The following is a 23,211-nucleotide window of genomic DNA, read 5'->3' as shown; positions in this document are numbered from 1 at the left end:
GTGTCGTGCGCGACACCGGGGCCCTCCGCCGTCCGGGCTCAGCCGCGCGGGTCGTCCCGCCCGGACTCCACCCCGGCGAGCTCCTCCTGGGCCCCGTGCCCGGTGCGCGCCCGGGTGCGGGCGTCCACGACCAGGAGGACGAGGACGACGACGCACCCGGCCGCGGCGGCGAGCAGCTGCAGCCACCAGTCCCCCTCGGGAGCGAGCAGGGTGCGGTCCTCGAGCTGCCACGGCCACAGGGTGCGCAGAGCACCGAGCATCAGGCCGGTCAGCGCCAGCATGGTCACCCGGTGGTGGTGGTCCAGCAGCCACTGCAGGCCCTTCACGATCACCACCATGCCGAGGGCTGCGCCCAGCAGGAACAGGGACAGGTAGCCGAGGTCGAGCTCGTCCACGGCACGCAGGGTCGGCTGGTAGAGCCCGATGGTCAGCAGCAGGAAGGACCCGGAGAGGCCGGGCAGCAGCAGCGCGGACACGGCGACCATGGCCGCCAGGACCACGAGCACGGGCGTGGGGGTCACCGTGGTGGGCGGCACGGAGACCAGCACGAACGCCAGGACGGTCGCGGCGGCCACGACCGCCGCGTCCCGGGCGCGCAGGGCCCCGCCGGCCAGGCGCAGGGGCACGCCGACGGAGGCCAGGACCATGCCGAAGAACAGCGCGCGCATGGTGACCGGGTACTCCTCCACGAGGTGGCTCATCGGCCCGGCCACGGTCAGCAGGGCCGCGACCATGCCGATCGCCACGGGCAGCACGATCCGCCACTCGACCCGGGCCAGGTGGTGCCTCGCTCCGGCGGCGCGCTCGGGGCCCAGCAGGAGACGCTTTCCCGCGGAGACCACGTGGCCGGCCGAGTTGATGAGCTCGTCGTAGATGCCCACCACCAGGGCCACGGTGCCTCCGCTGACGCCGGGGACGGTCTCGACCACCCCGATCAGTGCGCCGCGCACCACGTTGGCCGGGAGGCTGCGGCGGACGGACCCTCCGGTGTTCGGCGCCCCGCCGGGGGCGGCACCGGGGGAACGGTCGGCACCGGCCTGCGCGGTGGACGGGACGCCGGAGGGCGTCGAGGGCTGGTCCGGGACGGGGGAAGCGGGCACGGGGGCTCCTGGGCGAGGGGACGGCATGGGCTCCTGCCAGGCTACCGGGGCCGGCCGGGCGTGCCGCGGCGGGGCCGCCCGTAGACTGGCCCGACCCTTCGTGCCCTCGACCCAGGAGCCCTCCCATGAGTCCCGACCACGTCGGTTTCGCCCTCGTCCTGCTCGCAGCGCTGTTCCTGGTGGGGAAGTGGCTGCGGGTCAAGGTCCGGTGGATCCAGAAGGTCTTCCTGCCCAGCTCCATCATCGTGGGCTTCCTCGCCCTCCTGGCGGGCCCCCAGGTGCTCGGCCGGGTCGGGGAGGCGGCGGGCGTCGGCTGGCTCGCGGACGGCGGGCTGTTCACCCCGCAGATCCTCGAGGTCTGGTCCGCGCTGCCCGGTCTGCTGATCAGCGTGGTCTTCGCGACCCTCTTCCTCGGCGCCACGATCCCCGGACCCCGGCGCGTGGCCAAGCTCGCGGGCCCGCAGCTGTCCGTGGGCCTGGCCTTCGGCTCCGGGCAGTACGTGGTGGGGCTGCTGCTGGTGGTGCTGGTGCTCACCCCGCTGTTCGGCATCTCCCCCATGGCCGGGGCGCTCATCGAGATCGGTTTCGAGGGCGGCCACGGCACGGCCGCCGGCATGCGCGGCGTCATGGAGGAGGTGGGCTTCGCCGACGGCGCGGACCTGGCCCTCGGCATGGCCACGATCGGCCTCGTGGGCGGGATCGTGATCGGCATCGCGGTGATCAACTGGGGCGTGCGGACCGGGCGCACCCGGGTGCTCCAGGGCGATGTCGAGCAGTCCGTGGAGGAGCAGAAGGGTCTCTACCGCCGCGACGAGAACATCCCCGCGGCCATGATGACCTCCCGTCCGGCGTCCATCGAGCCGCTGACGCTGCACGTGGCCGTCGTGGGCGTCGCGATCCTCATCGGCTACCTCATGCTCACCGCCCTGCAGTGGATCGAGCAGGCCCTGTGGGCGGACACCGTGGAGCTGCTCGCCTTCGTGCCGCTCTTCCCCCTGGCCATGCTGGGCGGGGTGGTGGTGCAGCTGGTCATGGACCGGCGCGGCATCGGCCACCTGCTGGACCACCAGATGATGCTGCGCATCCAGGGGCTCGCCCTCGACTTCCTGATCCTCGCCGCGATCGCCACCCTGTCCCTCACCGCGATCGCCGCGAACTGGGAGGCCTTCCTGGTCCTCTCCCTCGCCGGCGTGGTGTTCTGCACCGGCTTCCTGCTCTACTTCGTGCCCAAGGTCATTCCCGACTACTGGCTCGAGCGCGGCATCGGGGACTTCGGGCAGTCCATGGGGGTGACGGCCACCGGCCTGATCCTCATGCGCATCGCCGACCCGCACGACGAGAGCCCGGCCATGGAGGCCTTCGGCTACAAGCAGCTGTTCTTCGAGCCGTTCTTCGGCGGCGGCCTGGTCACGGCCGCCTCGGTGCCGCTGATCTACCAGTTCGGCCCGTGGCCGCTGCTCGTGGTCATGTCGGTGGTGTTCGTGGCCGCCCTCGGCGGCGGCATCGTCCACCGCCGCCGGCTCGTGGCGCGCGGGGACGCCCGCCCCCTGTCCGTCCGGGCGTAACCCGGTCCCCGTCCGTGGCAGGGTCCCCGGCGGGGTGGCAGACTCGGTCTCCACCGCCCGTCGAGGGGATCCGGCCATGACCACCGCGCTGCTCGCCACCGACCACGGACCGATGCCCGCCCACGTGGCGGTGCCCGCCGCTGAGCCGCCCTGGCCCGGTGTGGTCGTGGTGCACGACTTCACCGGGATGAGCCGGGACCTGCGCCACCAGGCGGACTGGCTGGCGGAGGAGGGCTTCCTCGCCGTGGCCCCCGACCTCTTCCACCGGGGTGGCCGGCTGCGCTGCCTGCGCACGGTGCTGAAGGACCTCGGCGCCCGCCGCGGGCGCACGTTCGACGACGTGGAGGCGGCCCGCCGCTGGCTCGCCGCCCGCCCCGACTGCACCGGGCGGATCGGCGTCATCGGCTTCTGCATGGGCGGCGGCTACGCCCTCGCACTGGCCGCGGAGCACGGCTTCGCGGCCTCCAGCACGAACTACGGCGGCTGTCCCGAGGGAGCGGAGCAGTGGCTGCCGCGGGCCTGCCCGATCGTGGGCAGCTACGGCGGCGCGGACGGCTCGCCCCTGGGCGCGGACGCCGGGCGCCGCCTGGAGGGCATCCTCACCGAGACCGGGGTGGAGCACGACATCAGGATCTACCCCGGGGTGGGCCACGGCTTCATGAACGACCACGACCCCGCCGACCTCACCCTCCTGCTGAGGGTGCTGGGCCGGTTCAGCCGCACCGCCTACGACGATCCCGCCACCCAGGACGCCCGGCGGCGGATCACGGCCTTCTTCGACCGGCACCTGCGGGAGGACGCCCCGGCGCCGGGGTGACCCGGCGCCGCTCAGCCGCGGCGCCGTTCAGCCCCGGCGCCGACGGGCGGACGTGCCCGGGCGGAAGCGGGCCGGGACCCCGCCGGCCCCGGTGGCGAGATCGGCGGCCATCGCCCCGAGCAGCGGCGCGAACTTCCCCCCGTGCCCCGAGCAGGGCGAGACCACGGTGATCCCGCCGGCGGAGTCCAGCACGAACTCCTCGTCCGGGGTGCTGGTGAACAGGCACGTGGCCTCGGCGTAGGGCTCGGGGACCAGTCCCGGCAGGCGGGCCCGCACGTGGGCCACCACCCGGGCGCGGTGGGCGGGGTCGACCACGCCGTCCTGCACGGCCGCCGAGCGCAGGAGCCGCCCGCCGTGGTACTCGGCGACCTTCTGGCCGCGGCAGCCGGCGTCCCGCCCGCCGGGCAGGGAGTAGACCGGCTTCCCCCCGTCCTCGTGGATCGTGGTGGGCCAGGGCTGCCCCGGGTCCCGGTACGGGAAGTGGAAGGCGTTCTCCTGCCGCACGCTCAGCCGCGGCAGGCCTGCCAGGAACGCCGGCGGCAGGGGCAGCTCCCCCAGCAGGTCGGGCAGGTGGCCGCCCGCGGCGACCACCACGTGCCCGGCGTCGAGCGTCTCCCCGCGGGGGCCGGAGACCGTGAACCCGGCGCCGGTCCGGACGATCCCCCGGACCGGCCAGGCGGTGCGCAGCTGCGCCCCGGCCGCCGCCGCGAGCTCCACCATGGCCTCGACGGTCGCCTGGGCGTCCAGCACCCCGGCCCCCGGCTGGTACAGGACCGGGGTCTCGACGGTCAGCTGCGGCCACCGGGAGCGGGCCCGGGTCGGGCCGAGCAGCTCGTGCGCCACGCCGGCCGCCTCGAGGACACGGGCCAGGCGCTCGGGCTCCCGCCCCCGGCCGTGGTCCACGCCGCCGACCCGGTCGATCAGCCGGCGCCCCGACCCGCGCTCCAGCTGGGCCCACCACGGCTCGGAGCGGACGACGAGCTCCGCGTAGAAGGGATCCGCGTAGGCGTAGCGGAAGATCCGGGCGGACCCGTGCGAGGAGCCCCGCGGGCCGGCCGGGACGTCACGCTCCACGAGCACGACCTCCTCGCCGCGCTCGGCCAGCTGCCAGGCGGTGGCGGCGCCCATCAAGCCGGCGCCGACCACCACGTACCGGGCCGAGGTCATGGGCTGGTCCTTTCACCGTGCCGGACGAGGAGACGTGGCGGGCCGGCGTGCCGCGGTGCGGGCGTCCCGGCCCGGACGCCCGCCAGGGACGTCGCGCCGGTCCGCGCCGGGAGCGCGGGACGACCGTGACAGTCTGACCGCCGGCCGCCTGCGCGGGCAACCGCGCCGGTGCGCTCCCGCCAGGGGTGCGGCCGGCGACGACGCACCGGGCCGACGCACCGCGCCGGGCACCGCCGCGGACGCCCCGCCCGGGAAGCGGGACCGGCAGGATGGGTCCATGAGCATCCTCATCGGCCTGGACATCGGCGGCACCAAGACCCACGGCCTGCGCGCCGAGGGCGGCACGGTGGCGCAGGAGGCGTTCGGCGGCAGCGCGAACGTGCAGAACGTCAGCCGTGACGCGGCGGCCTCCGTGCTGGCGCAGGTCCTCGCCGAGCTGGGGGCCCCGGACGCGGACGTCGTGGTGGCGGGCGCCGGCGGGGTGGACACCGCGGCCGACGCGGAGGCGCTGCGCGGGCTGATCGCCCCGCACGCGGGCCGGGCCCGCGTCGTCGTGGTGCACGACACCCGGCTCGTGCTGGCCGCCGGAGGCTGCCGCACGGGGATCGCGGTCATCGCCGGCACGGGCTCCGCTGCGTGGGGGACCGCGCCCGGCGGGCGGGAAGCCCGCGCCGGGGGCTGGGGCCACCTGCTCGGCGACGAGGGCAGCGGCTACTGGATGGGCCGGGAGCTGGTGCGCCGAGCGCTCGCCCGGCACGACGACGGGCAGGCCCCCGACGCCCTGGACCGGGCGGTCCTCGACCGCTGCGGCCTCGCACAGCCCGGCGGACTCATCGAACGCTTCCACACGCTCCCCGAGCGCGGGTTCTGGGCGGGCCTCTCCCGGGTGGCGTTCGAGGCGGCCGCGCAGGACGAGGACGCGATGCGGCTGGTGGACCGCACCGCGGACGCCCTGGCGGAGCTCGCCGCGACCGTGTCCCGGCGCCTGGCGCTGTCCGGGCCGGTGGTGGTCGGCGGCGGCCTCGCGGTGCACCAGCCGCTGCTGCGGGAGCGACTCCGGGAGGCCGCCGCGCGGCGGGGGCTCGGTGAGGTGCGGGTGCTCGACCGCGCACCCGTGCACGGCACGCTGCGCCTGGCGGACCGGCCGTGAGCGGGGACGGCGGCGGGGCCCTACCCTGAACGGGTGACCACCCTCTCCCCTGCCCGCCGCCCCGGCCTGCGCCCGACCGCCTACGTGCTGGCGGCCGTCGTCTCCGTCCAGTTCGGCGGTGCCCTCGCCGCGGTCCTCGTCCCGCTGATCGGCGCCTCCGCCACGGTGACGATGCGCCTGCTCCTCAGCGCCGTGATCATGCTGCTCGTCATCCGGCCGCGGCTGCGCGGACGCAGCCGCGAGGCCTGGCGCGCCGGACTGCTGTTCGGGGCCGCGCTGGCCGGGATGAACTTCGCGTTCTACCAGTCCCTGGCCACGCTGCCGCTGGGCGTGGCGGTGACCGTGGAGTTCCTGGGCCCGCTCGCGCTCTCGGCGGTGCTCTCCCGCCGCGGCCGGGACGTGCTCGCCGTGCTCGCAGCGCTGGCCGGGGTCGTGCTGATCTCCCAGGCGCTCACGGTGCCGTGGGCGGAGCTCGACCTCGTGGGCATCGCCTGGGCGGCGCTGGCAGGGGTGGGCTGGGCGGCCTACATCCTGGGCAGCCGCTCCGCGGGCCGGCACTTCGACCAGCTGGACGGCCTCGCCGTGGCGCTGGTCGTGGCCGCGGTCCTGGTCACCCCCGTGGGCGTCGCCACCGCCCACGCCCCGGCCCTGACGTGGGGCGTGCTCGCCGGCGGGGTGGGGATCGCCCTGATGTCCTCGGTGGTGCCCTACTCGCTCGAGCTCCTGGCCCTGCGGTCCATCCCGCCGAAGGTCTTCGGGATCCTCCTCAGCCTGGAGCCCGCCGTCGCGGCGCTGGCGGGGCTGCTGGTGCTCAGCCAGGGGCTCACCGTCCTGCAGCTGCTGGGCATGGGCCTGGTCGTGGCGGCCAGCGCCGTGGTCATGGTGGGCAGCGGGACACCCGAGGCCCCCGCGGTGACCGGGCCCGTCGAGCTGGCCCGGCCGCGCGCCGAATGATCAGCCCCCTGTGCAAACAGGGGGTTCCCGTGATGGGATGGGGTCATGGAAGCCAACGAGATCATGGACCGCATCCGTTCCGCCCGCGACCACGCCCTGGAGCAGGAGCGCGAGGAACGCCAGAACATCGCCGACGCGGACACCGCGGACAAGCAGGGCGCCGCGAGCGTGCGCCTGGCCACCCGGCAGGCGGTGCGCGAGGCCTTCGACGACATCCTCGGGGAGAGCACCGATCCCGCGCAGGACGGCTGAGCCCACGCGACGGCACCTGAGAGCCTCCGGAGGACCACGATGAGCCGGGTGGCCGTGGTGGGCGCGGGCATCGTCGGCCTCGCCACCGCCCACGCCCTGCGCGCCCGGGGCGCCGACGTCACCCTGTACGAGTCCGGCCCGCCCGGCGGCGGCCAGTCCGCCGGGCAGTCCCGGATCTTCCGGCACGCCCACGACGACCCCCGGCTGGTGGCGCTGGTCGCCCGCAGCCGGGCTCTGTGGCGGGCCTGGGAGCAGGAGTTCGGCGTGGAGCTGATCTCCCCGGACGGGGCCGTGGCCATCGGGGACGGCGTGGCCGAGAAGCTGCGCACCCTGGAGGCCTTCCCGGACATCCCCGTCCGGCGGCTCGAGCCCGCGGAGCTGCGCGAGCGACTGCCGCTGCTGGCCGCCTGGGACGGGCCGGCCATGCTCGACGCCGAGGGCGGGGCGATCCGCACCCTGGCCGCCGTGGGCGCCCTCGCGGACCGGCTGCGGGAGTCGATGCTGCACGAGCACGTGCTCTCGGTGCGGCGCACCGGCCCCGGCCGGGTGGAGGTGCGCACCGGCACCACCTGCGAGGACCACGACCACGTGGTCCTGTGCGCCGGGCGGGGCACCGCCCCGCTGGCGCACGGGGCCGGTCTCCGGCTGCCGGTCGCCCTGGGCGCCCACGTCCGGCTGACCTTCGCCGTGCCGGACCCGCCGGGGGCGGCCGGGCTGCCCACGTTCCAGGACAGCAGCGGCGCGTTCGGGGAGACGGGGGTCTACGCCGCGCCGTACCCGGACGGCCGGCACTACTCCGTGGGCCTCAGCGCCGACACGGACGCCCGCGCGGACGGCAGCCTGGCCGACCCCGGGCAGCTCGCCGCGTTCGCCGAACGCACGGTCGGCTATGTGCGGCGGGCCCTGCCCGGGCTCGACCCGTCCCCGGTGGACCACGTGCACTGCTGGGTCACCCGCCTGCCCTGGGGCGACGACGGCGTGGGCGTGTGGTCCGAGGACGGGCTCACCGCCCTGGCCGGGCACAACCTGTTCAAGCAGGCCCCCGCGCTGGGCGAGGCGCTGGCCGAGACCGCCCTGAGCGGCACGGCCCCCGGGGACCTGCACCACGCGCAGCGGTTGGGCCGTTCCACCGGCTGAGGCCCGCCGGCCTCACGAGACCGTGCCGGACGCCCCGATCGGCGGGGCCGGATCAGCAGGACCCGGAGCCGGCTCGTCGCGGGCCAGGGCGGCGAAGAGCTCCTCCGCCGCCGCCGAGGGCACCACACGGTTGGGATCGTAGAGGTCCGGTTCCCACGGCATCGTCGCGATGCTGATGTTCTCCCGCGGAACGCGCGCCAGGCCGGCCCCGAGCCGGACGAGGGTCCGGCGATCGGCGAGGTCGGTGTCGGCGCGCACCGAAGACGTCACGGCGTCCGCCAAGGAGTACGCCCGGCCGGGATGCGTGACCAGCCTCCGTTCCCGGACCCGGTCCACGATCGTGTACATCACCGTCTGCTGGTTGCCCATCCGCCCGATGTCGCTGCCCTCCGGGAAGCTGTCCCGCGTCCGCGCCCACGCCAGGGCCTGCTGCCCGTCGAGCACCTGCTCACCGGCCGGCAGGTCCAGCTCCGCCTTCGGGTCGAACATGGCCTCGGGCAGGTCCACGGGCAGACCGTCCAGCGCGTCGACGACGCGGGCGAAGCCCTCGAAGCGCAGCTCGAGGAAGTGGTCGAGCCGCACCCCGCTCAGTGCCTCCACCGCCGACACGAGGCAGCCAGGGCCGGCGCCCAGCGCACCGTTGACCATGCCGTAGTAGCCGGAGAACGCGTAGCCGAGGTCCTCGGTGCACGCGGGCAGGTCCAGCACGGTGTCGCGCGGGATCTGCACGGCGTCGATCCGGGAGCGGTCCTCGCTCAGGTGGACCAGGACCATGGAGTCAGCACGGTCCCCCATCCCCGGGTCGTCGTCCCGGGCGTCCGAGCCGACGACGAGGAGGTTGACCCCGCCCCCGCCGACCGCGGCGACGTCCTCCCGCACCAGGTCCACCGTGTCGATGTTCCCGGCCAGCCGGGCGAAGCGCACGGCCGTGGCCGAGACCGTGGCCGCCACCAGCAGGACGAGCGCGACGGCGAGCGCCACGGCCAGCCGCCACCGGTGCAGCGGCGCCGGGGCGGACGGCTGGGAACGAGGAAAGGTCGGCATGCGGCTCCTGCGTCGGCTCGGGCATGGCGTCGGGGCGCACCAGGAGGGCACCGTACGTCAGCCCCGAACTGTAGGACAGCCCTCTGGGTGCCGGCTGGACGCGCCGGAACGGGCAGGCCGAACCCGAGCAGAGATAATGGCATCGGCGTCCGAGCCGGCCCGGCCCGGACGCGCACAGCACAGATGCGTCAAGGACCAAGGATCGAGCAGAAGAGGTGACCGTGCCGAGAGTCCTGGGGAGCACGGTCGACGACCAGACGAGGTGCACCCACTACCGCACGGCGCTGGACGTCGTCGCGATCAGGTTCTGGTGCTGCCAGGAGTACTATCCCTGCCACCTGTGCCACGCGGAGAGCGCGGGGCACCCGGCCGTGCCGTGGCCGGCCGCCGAGCGCGACGCCGCGGCCGTCCTCTGCGGGGTCTGCGCCCACGAGCTGACCGTGCGCGAGTACCGGGACGCGGACGGCTGCCCGCGCTGCGGTGCGCGCTTCAACCCGGGATGCCGGCTGCACGCCTCCCTGTACTTCGAGGACTGATCCGCACCGTGCCGATCCCCCGCCCCGCCCCCTCCGTCCCCGGCCGCCCGCGCCGCCGGGGAGAGCGCTCCGCGCCCCCGGGCCCCTCCGGCCCCCACCCGGGGCTGCGGCTCACGGACGTCACCGTCACCCGGGAGGGCCGGGACGTCCTCCGGGACGTGGACCTGACCCTCGACGAGCACCGCATCGCCGTGATCGGGCTCAACGGCTCGGGCAAGAGCACCCTCGTGCGCCTGCTCAACGCCCTGGTGCTGCCCTCCCGCGGAACGGTGCAGGTGGGCGGGGTGAGCACCGCCCGGGACGCCAAGCGGATCCGGCGCCAGGTGGGGTTCGTGTTCCAGCACCCGGAGAACCAGATCGTGATGCCCCTGGTGGGCGAGGACATCGCCTTCGGCGTGCAGAACCTCGGGCTGCGCGGCGCCGAGCTCACCGACCGGGTGGACGCGGTCCTGCATCGCCTGGACATCGCCCACCTGCGGGACCGCGAGTCCTACACGCTCTCCGGCGGGGAGAAGCAGATGGTCGCCCTGGCCGCGGTGCTGGTGATGGAACCCTCCACCGTCGTCTTCGACGAGCCCACCACCATGCTCGACCGGCGCAACCGCCGCCGGCTCCAGGCCACGATCGACGGCCTGGACCAGCGGGCGATCGTGGTGACCCACGACCTGGACATGGTCGAGGCCTACGACCGCGCCCTCGTGGTCCACGAGGGCCGCATCGCCTTCGACGGCGATCCCGGCCGGGCGCTCGAGTTCTACTGCCGGATCAGCGACTCGTGACCGGCGCCCGCCCCGCCGGGCCGCTGGCCGCCGTGCCGGCCGGGCCCAAGTTCGCGCTGCTCTTCCTCGCCAGCATCGCCCTGTACGCGGTGCCCGGGCTCGCGGCGCAGATCGGCTTCTTCGTCCTCGCGGCGGCGGCGGTGCTGCTGACTCGCACACCGCTGCTGCGGCTGGCGCGCATGCTGGCCGGGCTGTTCCTCGTCGTGGGGGTCGTCGCCGTCACCCTGGTGCTGACCACCGGCTGGGAGGCCGCCGCGGTCTCGGCCCTGCGGCTGCTCAGCCTCTGCTTCCTCGCCTACGCCGTCACCCTGAGCACCGCGTTCAGCGAGATGCTGGCCCTGTTCGAGGCGCTGCTGCGCCCGGCCCGGCGCCTGGGCCTGAACCCGGCCCAGATCAGTCTGGCCCTGTCCATGACGATCCGGTTCATCCCCGAGATCCGCACCCAGTACCTCGCGATCCGCGAAGCGCAGTTCGCCCGCGGCCTGCACCACCGCCCGGTGGCCGTACTGGTGCCCCTGCTGGTGCGCACGCTGGAGTCCGCCCAGGACATCTCCGCCGCGATCGACGCCCGGTGCTACGACTCCGCCCCGCCGCAGCCGCGCCCCGCTCCTCCCCTGTCCGACTGAGCTCCCGTCCCGCCCACCCGAAGGATCCCCATGGCCGCCGAGAACCCGCAGACCACCCAGAACACCGTCCTCGTGGCGGTGTTCGCCGCCCTGATCGCCGCCCTGGGCCTGGTGCCGCCCATCACCGTGGGCATCGTTCCCGTGCCCATCACCCTGCAGACCCTCGGCGTGATGCTCGCCGGCGCGCTGCTCGGCCCGGTCCGCGGCATGCTCTCGGTGGTCGTGCTGGAGGTCCTCGTGCTCGCCGGGCTGCCGCTGCTGGCCGGCGGCCGGGGCGGGCTCGGGGTGTTCCTGGGGCCGACCGGCGGCTACGTGCTCGGCTGGATCCCGGCCGCCCTGGTCATCGGTCTCCTGGTGCAGCACTGGGCGCTGCGGCAGGCCCGGCCCGCGGCCCGGTTCGCCGCCGTCCTGCTCAGCACGGTCATGGGCGGGATCGGCGTCGTCTACGCCTTCGGCGTGCCCTGGACGGCCGTGGTCGCCGGGCTGCCGCTGTCCACGTCCCTGCTGGGCTCGCTCGTGTTCGTCCCCGGCGACCTGCTCAAGGCGGTCGTGGCCACCGCCGTGGCCCTCAACGTCCACCGCAGCTACCGCCGCCTGCTCGGCGGCGTGCCGGCCGCGGCGCGGTGAGCGCGCGGGAATGAGCGCGCGGACAGGTGCGGAGGCCGCGACGCGAGGGCGCCCCGTGGCGGCGCCACGGCGCGCGGAGCGGTGCCCGCGGTGGCTCAGGTCTGCTTGGGAATGATGATCCACAGCGCGATGTAGACCAGCTCCCCCACGCCCACGAGGCCGAAGACGATGAAGCCGAGGCGCACCAGGAACTTCGGGAGACCGAAGCGGTTCGCCAGCGCCGCGCAGACGCCGGCGAGGAGCTTGCCGTTGCGGGGACGGACCAGTGTGGTAGCCATGCCCGGAGTCTACGCTCGCACCGCCGGACACGCCCGGGCCGGAGCCGTCCGCTCCGGCCCGGCCGAGCGGCCGGCGGAGCGGACGGCGGAGGCGTCAGAGGTCGACGACGCCCTTGTCGCCCTTGACGGTGTCCCCGGTGACCTTGGCCTTGACCAAGTTGGCCACCTGGGTGACCTTGCCCCCGCCGGGGGTGTCCCAGTACTCGGCGGAACGGCCGGTGACCTCGATGAGGACGTTGTCCGGGTTCTCGGGCCCGCCCTCCAGCCACGAGCCGGTGAAGCTGTCCCACAGCTCCTTGAGCTTGTCCACGTCGTTGAGCACCAGCGCGGTCCCGGTGAGCGAGACCCAGGCGCCCTCGCCGGCGTAGGCGACGTTGACGGAGGGCCGCTGCTGGAGGTCCTGCACCTGGTCCGAGGTGCGCTCGGCGATGAAGTACACGGTGCCGTCGAAGTCCACGTCCTGCGTGGCCATCGGCTTGGAGATGAGGTTGCCGTGCTCGTCGGCGTGGGTGAGCATGGCGATGCGGGTCTTCCGGATGAGCTCGCGCACCTTGGCGGCGCCGTCGTGCTGATCGGTCATGGGGATGCCCTTCTCTCGTCGACCACCGCGGTTCCGCGGCGCGAACGGCCAGTCTACGAACCCCGGGCGGATCGCACGAGGGGCCGCCCCTGCGGGGAGCGACGGAGTAGGTTGGGCAGGGAGACCGCACCGATGCCCGCACCTGCCCGGAAGGACCCTCCCATGCCCCAGCTCTCCGCCGTCGCCCTCGTCTGCACCCTGACCCCGTCACCGGCCCCGTCCAGCAGCGAGCTGATGGCACGCCACGTGCTGGAGGCGCTCGAGCAGCACGGGGTGACCACCTCCTCCGTGCGGGTGGTCGACCACGACGTGAAGCCGGGGGTCCAGGTGGACATGGGTTCCGGGGACGAGTGGCCGGCCCTGCGGCAGCAGGTCCTGGACGCGGACATCCTGGTGCTCGCCACCCCCATCTGGATGGGCCACCCCTGCAGCGTCGCCCAGCGGGTGATCGAGCGCCTCGACGCCGACCTCGCCGAGACCGACGACCAGGGCCGGCCGATCATGTACGACAAGACCGCGATCGTGGCCGTGGTCGGCAACGAGGACGGCGCGCACAAGACGATCGCCGACATGACGCAGGCCCTCAGCGACGTCGGGTTCACCGTCCCGGCCCAGGCCGGGACCTACTGGGTGGGCGAGGCCATGCACACCGTGGACTACCAGGACCTGGACGAGGTGCCGGAAAAGGTCGCGGCCACCACGGCCGGGGCCGCCCGCAACGCCGCCCACCTGGCGCGCCTGCTGCGCGCCGAGCCCTATCCGGCCGACGACAGCGGCAGCGGCCGGTCCGGCCGGTAGCCCTCAGCCGCGGCCGGTCCCGGCCGCCGCCCCCCGCGCCAGCAGGCCGCACACGGCGTCGACCCACTCGTCCGTCACGGGCTGCCGGAGCATGACGACCCGGTGCAGCGCGGCGCCCACCAGGGCGTCCGCCACCTCGGCGGCGGTGGTGCCCGGTCCCCACTCCCCGCGGTCCCGAGCCCGGCGGACCAGGGCGTCCAGCGGCTGCTCCGTGGCGGCCAGACGCCGGGCGACGACCGCCTCCACCTCGCCGGAGAGCCCGTCCGCCAGGGCCACGAGCAGCAGGGCCCGGCCGCCCGGGGTGGCCAGGTGCCGCGCCAGCGGCCCGAGCACGGAGGCGAGGTCCGTGCGCAACCGGCCCGTGTCCGCCGGCGCCCCGAGGGCGTCCAGCTGGTGCTCCAGGGCGGCGACGACGAGCGATCCGCGGTCCGGCCAGCGCCGGTACACGGAGGTCCGGTGGACGCCCGCCCGCCGCGCGACCCGGTCGACGCTCAGCGCGTGCGGTCCGGCCACGGCCAGCTCCTCGAGCGTGGCGGCCAGCACCACGCCGTCGATGGGCACGGCGGGACGTCCCGCCCGGCCGGGAGACCGTGCCGGGCGGGGCTCGGGGGCGGAGCCGGTGACGGACATGCCCCCATTGTCGCCCGCCGCGCCCGCCCCCGGACGCCGGCCGCCCCGGGAACCCGCGCCGTCGGCTCGAGACATCTGGGGTGAGCACCTCCCTTAATGCAACAATGTGTTGCATTAAGGGAGGTGCTCATGGACGTGCTCATCGTCGCCGTCGACACCCGCGGTGGTGTCCAGCCCTACACCGCGCTCGCCGCGGGCCTGCGGGCCCGGGGCCACCCCACCGTCGTCGCGGCGCCCGAGGACCTCACCTGGCTCCCGGAGCAGCACGGCGTCCCGGCCCTCGCCCTGCCCGGGAGCATGCAGGAGGCCGCCGCGCGCCTGCCCTCCAGCGAGGGGATGCGCGGTCTGGTGCCGCGCGGGATGCAGGAGGAGGTGAGCCGCCAGGCCGCCGTGCGGACCGCCGCGCTCCTGGAGGCCGCCCCGGAGGCCGACGTGGTCCTGGCGGGCATCGGCGGCGCCCCCATCGCCCGTGCGGTCGCCGAACGGACCGGGGCACGGTTCCTCTCGGCGCACCTGCATCCGCTGGGTCCCGTCACCGGCGCGTTCCCCGGAGTTCTGGCCCCGCACGTGCCCCGGTGGTCGGGGCGGGCCGGCAACCGCCTGGCCCACCGGATCACCGCCCTCGCGGCGGCCGCCCCCACGCGCCCGGCCGAGCGCGCCGCACGGACGGCCGCCGGCCTCGCGGAGAGATCCGCCGCCCGGCCGGAGACGGGCGCCCTGTACGGCATCAGCCCCCAGGTGCTCCCCCAGCCCCCCGACTGGCCGACCGGTCACGTGCTGACCGGGTACTGGCTCCTCGACGATCCCGGGGCCGCCCTCGACCCCGAGCTCGAGGCGTTCCTGGCCGACGGGCCGCCCCCGGTGGTGGTCGGCTTCGGGAGCATGTCCAGCGCCGACGCCCGCCGGACCTCGGCGACGGTCACGGCCGCCCTGCGCGCCACGGGCTCCCGCGGGGTGCTGCTGACCGGGTGGGGCGGACTCGCCCTCGACGGCGACCCCGGTCCGGGAATCCTGGTGCGCACCGCCGTCCCGCACGACCTCCTGCTGCCGCGGGCGGCGGTCGTGGTGCACCACGCGGGGGCCGGGACCACGGCGGCGGGACTGCGCGCGGGCATCCCCCACGTCACGGTTCCCTACGGGGTCGACCAGCCGTTCTGGGCGGCACGGGTCCACGAGCTCGGCGCGGGAGCCGCCCCCGTCCCCCGGAGACGGCTGACGACCGAGCGCCTGGTCGAGGCGCTCGACCGGTGCCTGCGGGACGGGTCGCTGCGGGAGCGGGCGCGGCGGCTGGGCGCCGCGATCCGCGCGGAGGACGGTGTGGGCACGGCCGTGAGCCGCCTGGAGACCTGGGCCGCGCTCGATCCGCGGCAGTGATCAGTCCTCGGGCGGGACCTCGGACGCGGGCGGGACCACGCTGTTCCTGGCGGCGCTCACCGGCGCGTTGACGGGGCAGGCCGCCTGCCCGGACAGGCGGTGCAGCACGGCCAGGGCGGCCACCACCAGCGCCAGGACGCCGACCCCCGGCAGGACGGAGCCCGCCACCACCAGCACCGCCCCGACGGCGCCGAGCAGCGCGCTGCGGCGCTCCGCGGACTCGAGGGCCCGGGCCACGGTGACGGCGGCGACGTCGTCGTCCTCGGGGAGCGGGGTGCCGCCGGCGACCGGCACCACGTAGGAGGCCACGAGCGCGCCCGTGAGCAGCGAGACGCCGATCCAGGCGGGGCGCCACCCCACGGCCGGGTCCTCCCGGCCGAGGAGGAGCCCGGGCACGGGGGCGCAGAGCAGGCCCAGGAGCGCGGCGGCGACGAGCCCTGCGAGCGCTGCGACCCCCCACTGGCGGACCCCCCACAGTCGGAGGGCCTGGGCGGCGGGACGGAGGCGCTGCGTCATGGGCGGGGTGCCTTTCGATCGGACGGGGTGGTGCCCCCACTGTGTCGTGGATCGCGGCCCGGCACCAGGCGGGGGACCAGCCGGACGAGGACCACCATCCCCACCAGCTCCACCAGGGTCTGGGCCACGACGACGAACGGTGTCAGCGCCAGCCGCTCCGGCAGCGCCAGGGCCAGGGGGAGCACCACGAGGGAGTTGCGGGTGGCACCGCCGAACACCAGCGCCCGGGAGGCCGCCACGTCCAGGCCCGCGATCCGGGCGGCCAGGAGCCCGAGCGGGACCATGGCCACGAGGAAGCCGATGTAGAGGGGCACCACGGTCACGAGCTCGGCCAGCTGCTCCCCCACCCCGCGCACCTGCGAGGCGATCACCGTGAACAGCGTCAGCGCCATCAGCGGCACCGTCGCCGCGGCCGTGGCCGTGACGACCCGGCGCGCCGCGGCGGAGCCCGGCGCCGCCCGCTGCACCGCCGCGGCCGCGGCGAGGGGCAGGACGATGAGCAGCACGAACGCCTCCACGAAGGGCCCCAGCTCCACGAGGGCGACCGCCTCGGGGCCGGCGAGGACCAGCAGCCAGGCGGGCAGCAGGAGCATCTGGCCCAGCATCAGCAGCGGGGCGGCGGCCAGCAGCCGGTCGGCGGCGCCGCCGGCGAGACCAGTGAAGACGATGACGTAGTCCACGCACGGAGCCAGCAGCACCAGCAGCACCCCGATCAGCACGGCCTCGTGGTCGGCGACCGCCCGGGAGAGGAGGAGCACCACGACCGGCACCACGGCGAAGTTCACCACCAGCACGGCCGCCAGGAAGCGCAGGTCGGTGAAGGCCCGGCCGATCGCGGCGAACGGGACGGCCAGGAACGTGGCGAAGAGCAGCAGTCCCAGCACCGGGGTGACGGCCGGGGCGAGCGCGGGCGCACCGGGCACCGCCCAGCCGACGAGGACCGCGGCGGCGATGGCCCCCAGGTAGACGGCCACCTGGTGGCGTTCGACCCACGGGGCGGGTGCTGTGCTGCTCACCCGTCCAGCGTAGGCGCCCGCGTCCGGGTGCGGCCCCGGGGCCGCGGGCCTCGTTCAGCGCGCGGGGGTCTCCGCCGCGGAGCCGGACGGTGCGTCGCGGACCGGGGCGGTGCTGCGGCGCACGACGACGCGGGTGGGCAGTTTCTGCGCCGGGTCGGGGTCCTCCCCGCGCAGCAGCGCCAGCAGCAGCCGTGCGGCCTGCAGCCCCTGGTCCCGGACCGGCTGGCGGACGGTGGTGAGGTCGACTAGCTCCGCGAGAGGGTGGTCGTCGATGCCGATGACGGAGATGTCCTCGGGCACCCGCAGTCCGGCGCGGCGGACGGTGCGCATCGCGCCCAGGGCCATCTCGTCGGAGTGGGCCAGCACGGCGGTGGGGAGCTCGCGGACGCTGAGCAGCTTCTCCATGGCCTCGGCGGCCGGCACCCCGCCCCAGTCGGTGGTCACGACGAGCTCCTCGTCGACCGGGACACCGGCGTGGGCCATGGCCGCGTAGAAGCCCCGCGTGCGCCCCCGGTGGGCCGGCTGATCGGCGCGGTCGGGGTCGACGGCGGTGATCATGGCGATCCGCCGGTGACCCAGGCGCAGCAGGTGGTCGGTGGCCTGCCGCACGGCGGCGGCGTCGTCGATGGAGACGTAGGGATAGGTCGCGTCCTGGCCGCCGGCGGCGACGATGGTGACGCCCATGAGCTCCAGGCGGCGCCGCTCGTGGTCGGTGACCGGCACCGCGACCACCACGACCGCGTCGACCTTGCGGCGGGCGGGCAGGCGCTCGAAGAACGCGTGGCGGCCCTCGGGATCCCCGACGTGGTAGAGCAGCACGTCGTGACCGGCCTCCCGCAGGATCTCCTCGAGGCCGCCGACCATCTCCCCGAAGTACCAGCGGTCCAGGTGGGGCACGACCAGGGCGACGCTGCGGGTGGCTCCGGTGGCCAGGCGCGAGGCCTCCGGGGAGGCGACGTACTCCAAGCGGCGGGCGACCTCGGTGACACGCTCCCTGGTGGCCGCGGCCACGCCGTAGGCACTGTTGAGCGCCCGTGAGGCGGTGGCCAGGGAGACGCCGGCCTCACGGGCCACGTCCGCCAGGCCGACGGTTCTCGAGGAGGTCATGGCCTCAGTGTAGATCCTTCGGAAACGCTTCCCAAACAACGTTCCGACATCACGACGAACAATGCTCCCTCCGCACAGAATCCACGCAAAACTGTGCGCCCTATGGGGTTGACATTGTTTCTCTATGACCTGAATCATATTCGGAAGCGCTTCCGAAAAGGGGGCGACACCCTTTCCGGAGGAGGAAGTTCCATGACCGATCGTCTGGTCACCCAGGATTCTGCCCGTCTGACACGCACGAGGCTGCGTGTGCTGGGAGCAGGTGCTTGCGCAGTGTTCGCCCTGGCCGCTTGCGCGCCTCCCGGTGGGGGCTCGGCTCCGGCGGCTCCCGAGGCGGCGCCTACGGATGTGTCCACCGAGCTGGGCGAGGAGCCCATCGAGCTGACCCTCTACGACGGTGCCGGGCTCAAGGCCAAGGACGAGGCGCTGATCGCGGCGTTCGAGCAGAAGCACCCGAACGTGACCATCACCGGCCGCTATGACCCCGATGACGTGCAGGCCCAGAACGCCCCGCGGGTGCTGGCCTCGGACGACCCGCCGGACATCGCCCGGGTGATCGCCCTGTCGGATGTGGCCGGGGACGGGCTGCTGACCAACCTGGACGCCTACGCCGACGCCTACACCTGGGACGAGCTGCCGGAGGGTCAGCTGGCCCAGTACCGGGTGAACGAGGACGGGGTGCGCGGGGAGGGCTCGCAGTACACGATGGCCGACGGCTTCACCGTCACCGGCTTCTACTACAACAAGGAGCTGGCCGAGCAGCTGGGCATGTCCACCCCGCCGCAGACCATGGAGGAGCTGGAGGAACTTCTGGCTCAGGCCGAGGAGGCCGGCATGGTGCCGATCATGGCCGGCAACCAGACCGGCCAGGTCATGACCAGCACGCAGATGATGCTCAACCACGCCCTGGGCGCGGAGTCGGTCAACGAGTGGATCTTCCACGCCCCCGAGGCCACCATCGACACCCCGGAGGCCGCCGAGGCCCTGGCCACGATCCAGGACTGGGCCGAGGCCGGGTACTACCCGGAGGACACCAACGGCACCGACGCCACCGCGGCGTTGGGGCGCTTCGCCAACGGTGAGGCCCTGTTCTACGCCTCCGGCAACTGGGACGCCGCCGCCCTGGACGAGCAGATGGGCGACAACGTCGGGTTCTTCCTGCCTCCCGCCCCCGAGGGCCAGGAGCCGGCGACGATGTCGGACCCGGCCTCGAACTTCGCCATCCCGGCCGGTTCGGACGCCAAGGACGCCGCCGCGGCGTTCCTGGACTTCCTGCGTTCCGAGGAGGCCCGTCAGGTGGTCGCCGATGCCGGTTTCGCCCCCTCCGGCGAAGGGGAGGTCCCGGCCACGGAGGAGGGCTCGGTCAGGGCCCAGATCCAGGAGGCCTTCGCCCAGCTGGTGGAGGCCGACGGGCAGGTGCAGTTCGTGCAGAACGCCACCAACGGGCTGACCACCACCTGGAACTCCGAGGCCCAGCGCCTCGTCGACGGGGCCACCACCCCGGAGGACATGCTGGACGCGGTCCAGTCCAAGTACGAGGACGAGCTGGGACGATGAGCTCCCTCGACGGTTCCAGCGGCCTCCTGCAGGGCCTGACCCGGCCCGCCCCGGCGGCGCCCGCCGGTCAGGAGCGGACCCCCGAGCGGGCACCGCGCCCCCGGCGGCGGAGGAAGAACTGGGCCGGATGGCTGTTCGCGGCCCCGGCAGCACTGATGTACGCGGTGTTCGTGCTGCGGCCGCTGGCCGCCTCGATCCAGTACTCCTTCTACGACTGGGACGGCATCACACCGGCCACGTTCGTGGGGCTGGAGAACTATGTGCGGGTCTTCACCGACCCGCAGCTGCTGTCCTCGATCTGGCACGCCTTCTTCCTGATCATCTTCTTCACCGTTGTCCCCGTCACGGTGGCGCTGCTGGTGGCCGGGCTGATCCGGGAGCTGCGCAGCAAGGGCCTGGGCAGACTGGCCCAGACGCTGCTGTTCATCCCCTACGTCATCCCGGCCGCGGCCGCGGCGATCGCCTGGAGCTGGATGTACGCCACCACCGGTGCGGTCAACCAGCTGCTGTCGGTCGTCGGGCTCGAAGCTGTGACCCGCGCCTGGTTCGGGGACCCGGCCTGGGCGCTGCCTGCGGTGGGTCTGATCGGGACCTGGATCAACCTCGGGTTCTGCACCATCCTGCTGATGTCGGGCATCGGCAAGATCGACACCTCCCTCTACGAGGCGGCCAAGCTCGACGGGGCCGGGTTCTTCCAGACCTTCCGGGCGATCACCCTGCCCGGGCTGCGCCAGGAGATCGGGGTGTGCGTGACCATCACCATCATCGCCGCCCTGGCCAGCTTCGACATCGTGTTCATGTCCACCCAGGGCGGACCCGGGTACTCCACCATGGTGCCCGGTGTGCAGGTGTACCAGCTGGGCTTCACCGAGTCCCGCATCGGCCTCGCCTCCGCCCTGGCGCTGGTCCTCAGCGCCCTGGTGCTGGCCGTGATCCTGCCCCTCCAGAAGCTCTTCCGGGAGAAGTGAGCATGAGAACCTCCAAAAGCACCCAGATCCCCGGAGTGGCCCTGCTGCTGCTGGCCATGGCCTTCTCCGTCTTCCCGCTGCTGAGCATGTTCTTCACCGCCCTGCAGCCCCAGGGGTCCGTGCCGCTGGGGCTGAGCTGGCCGGCGGACCCGCAGTGGCACAACTTCATCGACGCCTGGAACGTCGCCGACATCACCACCCTGGCCGGTTCCAGCTTCCTGCTCGTGCTGGGCGTGGTGCCCCTCGGGGTGCTGCTGGCGACCATGGCCGGCTACGCCCTGGGCCAGCTGCGCATCCCCGGTGGGTCGATCCTCTTCGTGCTGCTGCTGCTGGGGCTGACCCTGCCGTTCGAGGTCACGATCGTCCCGCTGTACTACCAGATCCGCGAGATGGGCCTGCTCAACACCCGCCTGGGGCTGATCCTGCCGCTGATCGGGCTGAACATGCCCTTCGCCGTGTTCTGGATGCGCGCCCACTTCCTCAACGCACCCGCCGAGCTCTCCGAGGCCGCCAGCATGGACGGGGCCAGCACCTGGCAGTCCTTCCGGGCCATCCACCTGCCCTTGGCCCTGCCCGCGGTCGCCTCCCTGGGGCTGCTGATGTTCATCTCCACCTGGAACCAGTTCCTGCTGGCCATCGTGCTGATGGACGACCCGGCCAAGCGCACCATGGCCGGTGCCCTGCAGAACTTCGTCGGCCAGTACTCCACCGACGTGGTCCTGCTCAACGCCGGGTCCCTGCTCATCATGGCCCCGATGATCCTGGTGTTCCTCTTCTTCCAGCGCCACATCGTCAAGGCCATGCTCGCCGGCTCGGTCAAGGGCTGAGCCGGTGCGGACCGCCGGCGACCACCGCGGCCGGTCCGCACCCGCACCTGCCCGCCGCCGCACCTTCCCCCTCTTCCACGGACGGAGTCCCGATGTCCTCTTCCCTCGCCCCGCTCCCGGCCGCCCCCGATCCGGACTGGTGGCGGACGGCGGTCGTCTACCAGGTCTACCCCCGGTCCTTCGCCGACTCCGACGGTGACGGTCTCGGGGACCTGGGCGGGCTGCTCTCCCGCCTGCCGTACCTCGCCGAGCTGGGGGTGGACGCGATCTGGCTCAGCCCCTTCTACCCCTCCCCGCTGGCCGACGGCGGCTACGACATCAGCGACTACCGCGACGTCGACCCGCGGCTGGGCACCCTCGACGACTTCGACCGGGTGGTGGCCGGCGCCCACGGGCTGGGCATCAGGATCATCGTCGACATCGTCCCCAACCACACCTCCGACCAGCACCCCTGGTTCCAGGAGGCCCTCGCCGCACCGGCGGGCTCCCCCGCCCGCGGGCGCTACATCTTCCGGGACGGCACCGGCGACGACGGCGCCTGCCCGCCCGCGAACTGGGTCTCGCACTTCGGCGGGCCCGCCTGGGAGCGGGTGGACGACGGTCAGTGGTACTGCCACCTCTTCGCCAAGGAGCAGCCGGACCTGAACTGGGACCACCCCGAGGTGCGCCGGTACTTCGAGGACACCCTGCGGTTCTGGGCCGACCGCGGGGTGGACGGATTCCGCGTCGACGTGGCCCACTCCCTGGCGAAGGACCTCTCCCACCCGCTGCGCGACCAGCCGACCCTGGACCGCATGCTCCCGCTGGACGGCACCGACCCGCTCTACGACCGGGAGGAGGTGCACACGATCTACCAGGAGTGGCGGGAGGTCTTCAACGAGTACGACCCCCCGCGGATGGCGGTGGCCGAGACGTGGCACCCGGCCAACGAGCGGACCTGGCTCTACGCCCGCCCCACCGAGCTCGGGCAGGTCTTCGACTTCTCCCTGCTGAAGTCCCGGTGGGACCGGGACCAGTTCGTGGACGTGATCGACCAGGCCTTCGCCGGCCACACGGGAGCCGGCGGCGGCCTCACCTGGGTGCTGTCCAACCACGACGTCCCCCGTCACGCCTCCCGCCTGGCCCTGCCCGAGGACACCGACCCGGACGCGTGGCTGCTCGCCGACGGGCGCCACCCCGTGCTCGACTCCCGGCTGGGACTGGACCGGGCGCGGGCGGCCACCCTCATGATGCTGGCCCTGCCGGGCTCGCCCTACCTCTACCAGGGCGAGGAGCTCGGCCTGCCCGAGGTGCCCGACATCCCCCACGAGCACCTGCAGGACCCCGTCTGGCACCGCACCGGCCACAGGCTCAAGGGCCGCGACGGCGCCCGCGTCCCGCTGCCCTGGACCCGGTCCGGCGGCTCCTTCGGCTTCGGCGAGGGCGGCGCGTGGCTGCCCCAGCCGGAGCACTTCGGGGAGCTGTCGGTCGAGGCCCAGGACGGGGTGGACGGCTCGACCCTCGAGCTGTACCGGCGTGCGCTGCGGATCCGGCGGGCCCACCCCGGACTGGCCACCACCGACTTCGCCTGGGCGGAGGCCCCGTCCGGGTGCCTGGCCTACGGCCGGGGCGCCGGGTTCCGCTGCCTGGTCAACCTCTCCGGCGCCGAGGTCCCTCTGCCCGCCGGTGCCGAGGTGCTGCTGGCCAGCGGCCCGCTCGGCGACGGGCAGCTGCCGCCCGACCACGCCGTGTGGCTGGACGTCGGAGCCGAGGCCTGGAAGGACGACGTGTGACCTGGTCTACTCGCTGACGGGGTGGAAGACTGGT

25 protein-coding genes are annotated in these 23,211 nt (G+C 74.3%); 16 read left to right on the top strand and 9 right to left on the bottom strand.

Translation table 11 applies throughout. The annotated features are described in order from the left end of the window. Nucleotides 1-38: 38 nt before the first annotated feature. Nucleotides 39-1,100 carry a DUF368 domain-containing protein gene (locus tag PU704_RS00580; protein WP_277549691.1) on the bottom strand — a complete coding sequence of 354 codons (1,062 nt, stop codon included), beginning with the start codon at nucleotides 1,098-1,100 and terminating at the stop codon, nucleotides 39-41. 125 nt (nucleotides 1,101-1,225) lie between these two features. Between PU704_RS00580 and PU704_RS00575 the strand changes: the two genes are divergently transcribed. Further along, entirely contained in the window at nucleotides 1,226-2,665 is a 1,440-nt protein-coding gene (locus PU704_RS00575) for a sodium/glutamate symporter (RefSeq protein WP_047805279.1), read from the top strand. A 76-nt stretch (nucleotides 2,666-2,741) separates the two neighbouring features. After that, nucleotides 2,742-3,482, top strand: coding sequence for a dienelactone hydrolase family protein (locus PU704_RS00570; protein ID WP_277549690.1), 741 nt, complete (start codon nucleotides 2,742-2,744; stop codon nucleotides 3,480-3,482). 27 nt (nucleotides 3,483-3,509) lie between these two features. On the opposite strand, the gene PU704_RS00565 is transcribed toward PU704_RS00570, so the two are convergent. Further along, nucleotides 3,510-4,649 (bottom strand): FAD-dependent oxidoreductase, encoded by a 1,140-nt coding sequence (locus PU704_RS00565; protein ID WP_277549689.1) that lies wholly within the window; start codon nucleotides 4,647-4,649, stop codon nucleotides 3,510-3,512. A gap of 277 nt (nucleotides 4,650-4,926) precedes the next feature. Here PU704_RS00565 and PU704_RS00560 point away from each other — a divergent pair, with 277 nt between their 5' ends. From PU704_RS00560 to PU704_RS00545, 4 genes are read left to right on the top strand one after another with little or no spacing between them, the layout of a single operon-like run. Continuing rightward, the gene (locus PU704_RS00560) at nucleotides 4,927-5,799 is read left to right on the top strand and encodes an N-acetylglucosamine kinase (protein WP_277549688.1); all 873 of its coding nucleotides are present in this window, start codon (nucleotides 4,927-4,929) and stop codon (nucleotides 5,797-5,799) included. Nucleotides 5,800-5,832: 33 nt separating this feature from the next. Beyond that, nucleotides 5,833-6,753, top strand: coding sequence for an EamA family transporter (locus PU704_RS00555; protein ID WP_277549687.1), 921 nt, complete (start codon nucleotides 5,833-5,835; stop codon nucleotides 6,751-6,753). 45 nt (nucleotides 6,754-6,798) lie between these two features. Continuing rightward, entirely contained in the window at nucleotides 6,799-7,005 is a 207-nt protein-coding gene (locus PU704_RS00550; RefSeq protein WP_047802618.1) for a hypothetical protein, read from the top strand. A 39-nt stretch (nucleotides 7,006-7,044) separates the two neighbouring features. After that, nucleotides 7,045-8,142: an NAD(P)/FAD-dependent oxidoreductase gene (locus tag PU704_RS00545; protein ID WP_277549686.1), complete on the top strand. Its 1,098-nt coding sequence runs from the start codon at nucleotides 7,045-7,047 to the stop codon at nucleotides 8,140-8,142. A 12-nt stretch (nucleotides 8,143-8,154) separates the two neighbouring features. Here the strand turns inward: PU704_RS00545 and PU704_RS00540 are convergent, their stop codons facing one another. Beyond that, on the bottom strand, nucleotides 8,155-9,186 hold the full coding sequence (locus PU704_RS00540) for an LCP family protein (protein ID WP_277549685.1): 1,032 nt from the start codon (nucleotides 9,184-9,186) through the stop codon (nucleotides 8,155-8,157). Nucleotides 9,187-9,401: 215 nt separating this feature from the next. On the opposite strand from PU704_RS00540, the gene PU704_RS00535 reads away from it, so the two are divergent. From PU704_RS00535 to PU704_RS00520, 4 genes are read left to right on the top strand one after another with little or no spacing between them, the layout of a single operon-like run. Continuing rightward, complete coding sequence (locus PU704_RS00535; protein WP_277549684.1) at nucleotides 9,402-9,722, top strand: CHY zinc finger protein; 321 nt, start codon at nucleotides 9,402-9,404, stop codon at nucleotides 9,720-9,722. A gap of 8 nt (nucleotides 9,723-9,730) precedes the next feature. After that, complete coding sequence (locus PU704_RS00530) at nucleotides 9,731-10,501, top strand: energy-coupling factor ABC transporter ATP-binding protein (protein WP_277549683.1); 771 nt, start codon at nucleotides 9,731-9,733, stop codon at nucleotides 10,499-10,501. Beyond that, complete coding sequence (locus tag PU704_RS00525) at nucleotides 10,498-11,127, top strand: energy-coupling factor transporter transmembrane component T family protein (protein WP_277549682.1); 630 nt, start codon at nucleotides 10,498-10,500, stop codon at nucleotides 11,125-11,127. Before PU704_RS00530 ends, PU704_RS00525 begins: the two co-directional genes overlap by 4 nt. Nucleotides 11,128-11,157: 30 nt before the next feature. Continuing rightward, a complete protein-coding gene (locus tag PU704_RS00520; RefSeq protein ID WP_277549681.1) occupies nucleotides 11,158-11,754 on the top strand; it encodes a biotin transporter BioY in 597 nt (198 codons plus the stop codon). 95 nt (nucleotides 11,755-11,849) lie between these two features. Here the strand turns inward: PU704_RS00520 and PU704_RS00515 are convergent, their stop codons facing one another. Both PU704_RS00515 and PU704_RS00510 read right to left on the bottom strand, forming a co-directional pair. Beyond that, entirely contained in the window at nucleotides 11,850-12,032 is a 183-nt protein-coding gene (locus PU704_RS00515; RefSeq protein WP_047802614.1) for a PspC domain-containing protein, read from the bottom strand. 94 nt (nucleotides 12,033-12,126) lie between these two features. Then, entirely contained in the window at nucleotides 12,127-12,612 is a 486-nt protein-coding gene (locus PU704_RS00510; RefSeq protein ID WP_047802613.1) for a pyridoxamine 5'-phosphate oxidase family protein, read from the bottom strand. 162 nt (nucleotides 12,613-12,774) lie between these two features. Here PU704_RS00510 and PU704_RS00505 point away from each other — a divergent pair, with 162 nt between their 5' ends. Continuing rightward, the gene (locus PU704_RS00505) at nucleotides 12,775-13,410 is read left to right on the top strand and encodes a flavodoxin family protein (RefSeq protein WP_047802612.1); all 636 of its coding nucleotides are present in this window, start codon (nucleotides 12,775-12,777) and stop codon (nucleotides 13,408-13,410) included. A 3-nt stretch (nucleotides 13,411-13,413) separates the two neighbouring features. On the opposite strand, the gene PU704_RS00500 is transcribed toward PU704_RS00505, so the two are convergent. Next, nucleotides 13,414-14,040 carry a TetR/AcrR family transcriptional regulator gene (locus PU704_RS00500; RefSeq protein WP_277549679.1) on the bottom strand — a complete coding sequence of 209 codons (627 nt, stop codon included), beginning with the start codon at nucleotides 14,038-14,040 and terminating at the stop codon, nucleotides 13,414-13,416. Between the two features lie 129 nt (nucleotides 14,041-14,169). Here PU704_RS00500 and PU704_RS00495 point away from each other — a divergent pair, with 129 nt between their 5' ends. Then, a complete protein-coding gene (locus PU704_RS00495) occupies nucleotides 14,170-15,414 on the top strand; it encodes a glycosyltransferase (RefSeq protein ID WP_277549678.1) in 1,245 nt (414 codons plus the stop codon). Here PU704_RS00495 and PU704_RS00490 read toward each other — a convergent pair whose 3' ends face one another. From PU704_RS00490 to PU704_RS00480, 3 genes are read right to left on the bottom strand one after another with little or no spacing between them, the layout of a single operon-like run. Then, nucleotides 15,415-15,930: a hypothetical protein gene (locus PU704_RS00490; protein ID WP_277549677.1), complete on the bottom strand. Its 516-nt coding sequence runs from the start codon at nucleotides 15,928-15,930 to the stop codon at nucleotides 15,415-15,417. Then, complete coding sequence (locus PU704_RS00485; RefSeq protein ID WP_075872938.1) at nucleotides 15,927-16,946, bottom strand: bile acid:sodium symporter; 1,020 nt, start codon at nucleotides 16,944-16,946, stop codon at nucleotides 15,927-15,929. Before PU704_RS00485 ends, PU704_RS00490 begins: the two co-directional genes overlap by 4 nt. A 54-nt stretch (nucleotides 16,947-17,000) precedes the next feature. Then, on the bottom strand, nucleotides 17,001-18,053 hold the full coding sequence (locus tag PU704_RS00480) for a LacI family DNA-binding transcriptional regulator (RefSeq protein WP_277549676.1): 1,053 nt from the start codon (nucleotides 18,051-18,053) through the stop codon (nucleotides 17,001-17,003). A gap of 348 nt (nucleotides 18,054-18,401) precedes the next feature. Between PU704_RS00480 and PU704_RS00475 the strand changes: the two genes are divergently transcribed. The 4 genes from PU704_RS00475 (at nucleotide 18,402) to PU704_RS00460 (ending at nucleotide 23,177) form a co-directional block, all read left to right on the top strand. After that, nucleotides 18,402-19,610, top strand: a complete 1,209-nt coding sequence (locus PU704_RS00475) for an extracellular solute-binding protein (protein WP_277549675.1) — start codon at nucleotides 18,402-18,404, stop codon at nucleotides 19,608-19,610. After that, nucleotides 19,607-20,578 carry a carbohydrate ABC transporter permease gene (locus PU704_RS00470; RefSeq protein WP_082157266.1) on the top strand — a complete coding sequence of 324 codons (972 nt, stop codon included), beginning with the start codon at nucleotides 19,607-19,609 and terminating at the stop codon, nucleotides 20,576-20,578. The genes PU704_RS00475 and PU704_RS00470 overlap by 4 nt, the downstream gene beginning before the upstream one ends. Before the next feature lie 2 nt (nucleotides 20,579-20,580). Then, nucleotides 20,581-21,405 (top strand): carbohydrate ABC transporter permease, encoded by an 825-nt coding sequence (locus PU704_RS00465; protein ID WP_277549674.1) that lies wholly within the window; start codon nucleotides 20,581-20,583, stop codon nucleotides 21,403-21,405. 92 nt (nucleotides 21,406-21,497) lie between these two features. Continuing rightward, entirely contained in the window at nucleotides 21,498-23,177 is a 1,680-nt protein-coding gene (locus tag PU704_RS00460; protein ID WP_277549673.1) for a glycoside hydrolase family 13 protein, read from the top strand. Nucleotides 23,178-23,211: the final 34 nt, after the last annotated feature.

This window comes from Kocuria oceani, assembly GCF_029524215.1.
Classification (GTDB): Bacteria; Actinomycetota; Actinomycetes; order Actinomycetales; family Micrococcaceae; genus Kocuria; species Kocuria oceani.
Note: the sequence above shows the minus strand (reverse complement) of the source record. Positions and strands in the feature narration are given on the sequence as shown.